Source organism: Sporichthya sp., assembly GCF_013815995.1.
Taxonomy (GTDB): Bacteria; Actinomycetota; Actinomycetes; order Sporichthyales; family Sporichthyaceae; genus Sporichthya.
This window is the reverse complement of sequence record NZ_JACDFE010000319.1, coordinates 1-3,803: the sequence shown is the minus strand read 5'-3', so window position 1 is coordinate 3,803 and position 3,803 is coordinate 1. Positions and strand designations below refer to the sequence as shown.

The following is a 3,803-nucleotide window of genomic DNA, read 5'->3' as shown; positions in this document are numbered from 1 at the left end:
CGCCCAACTCGCCGAGGAGTTGCCCAGCTGGGAGGTCGTCGCTCCCCGGGGCGGGTCGGTGCTGTGGGCGAAGCTGCCGGTCGCCGACTCCGACCCCTTCGTGGCAGTGGCCGGCCGGCACGGCGTCCACGTCGCGGCGGGCTCGGCGGCGCTGGCCGGACGTGGGCAGAGCCCGCACATCCGGATCTGCGTGGACCGCCCGCGGCCTCTGGTGGAGGCCGGCCTGCAGCGCCTCGCGCACGCCTGGAGCGAAATCGAGACGCCGCGCGCCCGGCCGATCCTGACGTAGTCAGGACCTGACGCTCCAGCAGGAAAAGACCCGCGGGCCTGGCTTGGCCGACGGGTCTACCCCGGTTGTGCCCGCTCCAGCGGCGCCAAACACCTGAGCCGAGAAACTTTCGGCGTTGATCCTGGATCTGGATCTCCAGCCCTCACAGGTGGTCATGAAGACGATCTTCCCGGGGCTGCCCTGTTCTCCGCTTGACGCATCTTGTGAAGCAGCTTTGGGATATGCGGGCCCCCTGGACTCAGCCTAGGATCCGCCCATGACTACGTCCCTGGCATCATCCCCGGTGCTTCCGATCGTCATGGCCGGCGTCGCCGGCCTGCTGGTCTTCGGCACGCTCTCCAGTAACGCCAACAGTTCAAGCTCCGCAGAGGAGCCCGGGGGGCTCCCGGCCCCCGAGGTCCCCGTCGTCCCGACGGGCGACACCGTTCCTGCCAAGTGCAAGGGCAACGTCTGCACGATCACCTTCCCGAAGGCGGGCGACTCGGCCCAGGCCTTCGGGACGACCGTGCAGGCCGTGAAGTTCTACGTCGACGGCATGTCGGTCTCGATCGGCGGCCAGTCGGTCGTTTCCAGCCTCAAGGTCGCCAACAAGGCCGGCGGCTACACGCTCAAGATCGTCAAGGTCGACCCGGCGGGTCAGACCGTCAAGATCACCAAGAAGTAGCCCGTCCCGACAACCCACAGCACACCAAGCGAACGGCCGGCCCCTGGTCCCAGGGGCCGGCCGTTCGGTTCAGCCAGGTCGAATCAGTCGCCGCTGATGGGCATGTCCGGCGGCTCGAACAGGTCGTGGCTGGCGCGCGGCCGGCCCTGCAGCTCGGGGTAGCCCCGCTCCGGCGGACCGGTGTAGAGCTGACGCGGGCGGGCGATCTTCTGCTCGGGGTCGAGCAGGCCTTCCTCCCACTGCGCGAGCCAGCCGGGCATCCGTCCGATCGCGAACAGCACGGTGAACATCTCGGCGGGGAAGCCCATCGCCTCGTAGATGATGCCCGTGTAGAAGTCCACGTTCGGATACAGCTTCTTCTTGACGAAGTACTCGTCCTCCAGGGCGATCCGCTCGAGCTCGACGGCGACCTCGAGGAGCGGGTTGAGCCCCGTCACCTTGAAGACGTCCTCGGCGATCTGGCGGACGACCGTCGCGCGCGGGTCGTAGTTCTTGTAGACCCGGTGCCCGAAGCCCATCAGGCGGAACTCGCCCTTGCGGGCCCGCTCGACGTAGGCCGGCACGTTCTTCACGTCGCCGATCTCGCGCAGCATCTTGAGCACCTGCTCGTTGGCGCCGCCGTGCAGCGGGCCGTAGAGCGCCGCGGTGGCCGCGGCCGCCGCCGAGTACGGGTCGACGTGCGAGGAGCCGACCGCGCGCATCGCGTTCGTCGAGCAGTTCTGCTCGTGGTCCGCGTGCAGGATGAGCAGGACGTCCAGGGCCTTTTCGAGGATCGGGTCCGGGTCGTACTTGGGTTCGGACATCTTCCACATCATCGAGAGGAAGTTGCCCGCGTACGACAGGTCGTTGTCCGGGTAGACGTACGGAAGCCCGCGAGCGTGCCGGGAGGCGTAGGCCGCGAGCGTCGGGATCTTCGCGATCAGCCGCGCCATCTGCAGGCGGCGGTTGAGCGGCTCCCGGAAGTTCTTCGCCTCCGGGTAGAAGGTCGAGAGCGCGCCGAGGGTGCCGACGAGCATGCCCATGGGGTGGGCGTCGTGGTGGAAGCCCTCCATGAACTTCTTCACGTTCTGGTGCACGAACGTGTGGTTGGTGATCGCGTGCTCGAACTCGGACCGCTGGTCGGCGTTGGGCAGGTCGCCGTTCATCAGCAGGTACGCGACCTCGAGGAAGCTGGAGTTCTCCGCGAGGGTGTCGATCGGATAACCGCGGTAGCGCAGGATGCCTGCGTCGCCGTCGATGAAGGTGATCGCCGAGCGACAACTCGCGGTGGCCGTGAAGGCCGGATCGAAGGAGAGCAGACCCTGATCGTCGGGCTGATCGGTCTTGATCTGACGGATCGCGCTCGCCTTGATCGCGCCGTCCTCGATCGGGATTTCGTAGGTCTTGCCGGTGCGGTTGTCGGTCACAGACAGGGTGTTCGTCCCCGCGGACTCGCTCATGGTGTCCCTTTCCGGGCGCGGCGGGGGTGTGCCGCAGCCAACTGCAGTCTCGCAAACCGTGCCGAACCGTTACAACACAGGTGTTCGGTGGCGCAGGACACCATCCGACCACGGGACAAGTGCCCAGGCGAGCGGTCGGTTAACGCACGAACGCCTCCCCGCCCTGTGAGGGCGGGAGAGGCGTCGAGCATCCGCGGCCGGGCTCACCCGGCCGACGAGTTCAGCTGGCGGACTTGCGCCCAGCCGTTGCAACCGACTTCCGCGGGCTCGCCGGCGCCGGAACAGAGCCGGTCGGAGACAGCGCCTGGGCGAGGAGAGTGGCGTAGGAGCGGTCGATCGCGGGAACCGGAACCGGGTTGCCCAGGTTCGCGATCAGCGCGTCGAAGATCGGTGTGGTCTCGTTCATGGTGTTCACGGTAAGCCTCGTTCCTTCGACGGCGAGTAAGAGTCGTTCGAACGGTCCAACCGGTCGTCCCCTCCGACCCCGGTTTGTCCGTTTCGAGGTGTCAGACGCAGTAGTCCGGGTCCCGGTTTCATCCCCGGGGGCCCGTTTCCGGACAGAATCTCGATCCGGACCCCTCGGTGGAGGCCCCCATCGGCCGTTCGGATGAGGCTGCGGTGATTGACAGAGCGTCTTAGGGCAAACGCGTAGTGTCATTCATGTCGGCCGCTGCCAGGCCAGACATGAGCTGGTCAGGGGAGGCTTGCAGCTGTGGACATCAGCGACGTCTGGGTGGAGTTCAAGGCCACCGGGTCTCCAGAGCTGCGCAACCGCCTGGTGGTGCAGTACGCACCTCTGGTCAAGTACGTCGCCGGCCGCCTGCGCTCGGGCCTGCCGCAGAACGTGGACAGCAACGACCTGGTCTCCGAGGGCGTCTTCGGCCTGATGGACGCGATCGAGAAGTTCGACACCGAGCGCGGCCTGGAGTTCCAGACCTACGCGGTGCCCCGGATCAAGGGCGCGATGATCGACGCGCTGCGTTCCCAGGACTGGGTCCCGCGCTCGGTGCGGGAGAAGCTGCGCGCGATCGAGAAGGCCCATGCGGTGCTGGTGGAGCGGTTCGGCCGCACCCCGACCGAGGAAGAGATCGCCGCCGAACTGGGCATCACGCCCAAGGCGCTGAACGGCCTCTACGCGAAGGTGGCCTACACCTCGATCGCGGCCATGGAGGACTTGGTCGTGGTCGACGAGGCCCCGGCCCCCGGCGCCGCCCTGGAGGACGACGCGGTCAAGGAGGCGCTGCTGCGCCACGTCCGCGACCTGCGCGAGCGGGACCAGATCATCGTCGCGCTCTACTACTACGAGGGGTTCACCCTCGCCGAGATCGGCCAGGTGCTCGCCGTGACCGAGTCCCGGGTCAGCCAGCTGCACACCCGGGCCATGCTCGCCCTGCGCGGCCTGGTCCAGGCC

4 protein-coding genes and 1 pseudogene are annotated in these 3,803 nt (G+C 67.6%); 3 read left to right on the top strand and 2 right to left on the bottom strand.

The annotated features are described in order from the left end of the window. A pseudogene (locus tag H0X00_RS22470) lies at positions 1 to 289 on the top strand (PLP-dependent aminotransferase family protein); the annotation flags it as partial. Positions 290 to 545: 256 nt separating this feature from the next. After that, a complete protein-coding gene (locus H0X00_RS22465) occupies positions 546 to 953 on the top strand; it encodes a hypothetical protein (RefSeq protein ID WP_293775000.1) in 408 nt (135 codons plus the stop codon). Between the two features lie 83 nt (positions 954 to 1,036). Here H0X00_RS22465 and H0X00_RS22460 read toward each other — a convergent pair whose 3' ends face one another. Together H0X00_RS22460 and H0X00_RS22455 are read right to left on the bottom strand one after the other, a co-directional pair. Continuing rightward, positions 1,037 to 2,392 (bottom strand): citrate synthase, encoded by a 1,356-nt coding sequence (locus H0X00_RS22460; protein WP_293774999.1) that lies wholly within the window; start codon positions 2,390 to 2,392, stop codon positions 1,037 to 1,039. A 220-nt stretch (positions 2,393 to 2,612) separates the two neighbouring features. Further along, positions 2,613 to 2,798 carry a hypothetical protein gene (locus tag H0X00_RS22455; RefSeq protein WP_293774998.1) on the bottom strand — a complete coding sequence of 62 codons (186 nt, stop codon included), beginning with the start codon at positions 2,796 to 2,798 and terminating at the stop codon, positions 2,613 to 2,615. Between the two features lie 306 nt (positions 2,799 to 3,104). Here H0X00_RS22455 and H0X00_RS22450 point away from each other — a divergent pair. Further along, a partial coding sequence (locus tag H0X00_RS22450) for a FliA/WhiG family RNA polymerase sigma factor (RefSeq protein WP_293774997.1) occupies positions 3,105 to 3,803 on the top strand: 699 nt, incomplete at its 3' end.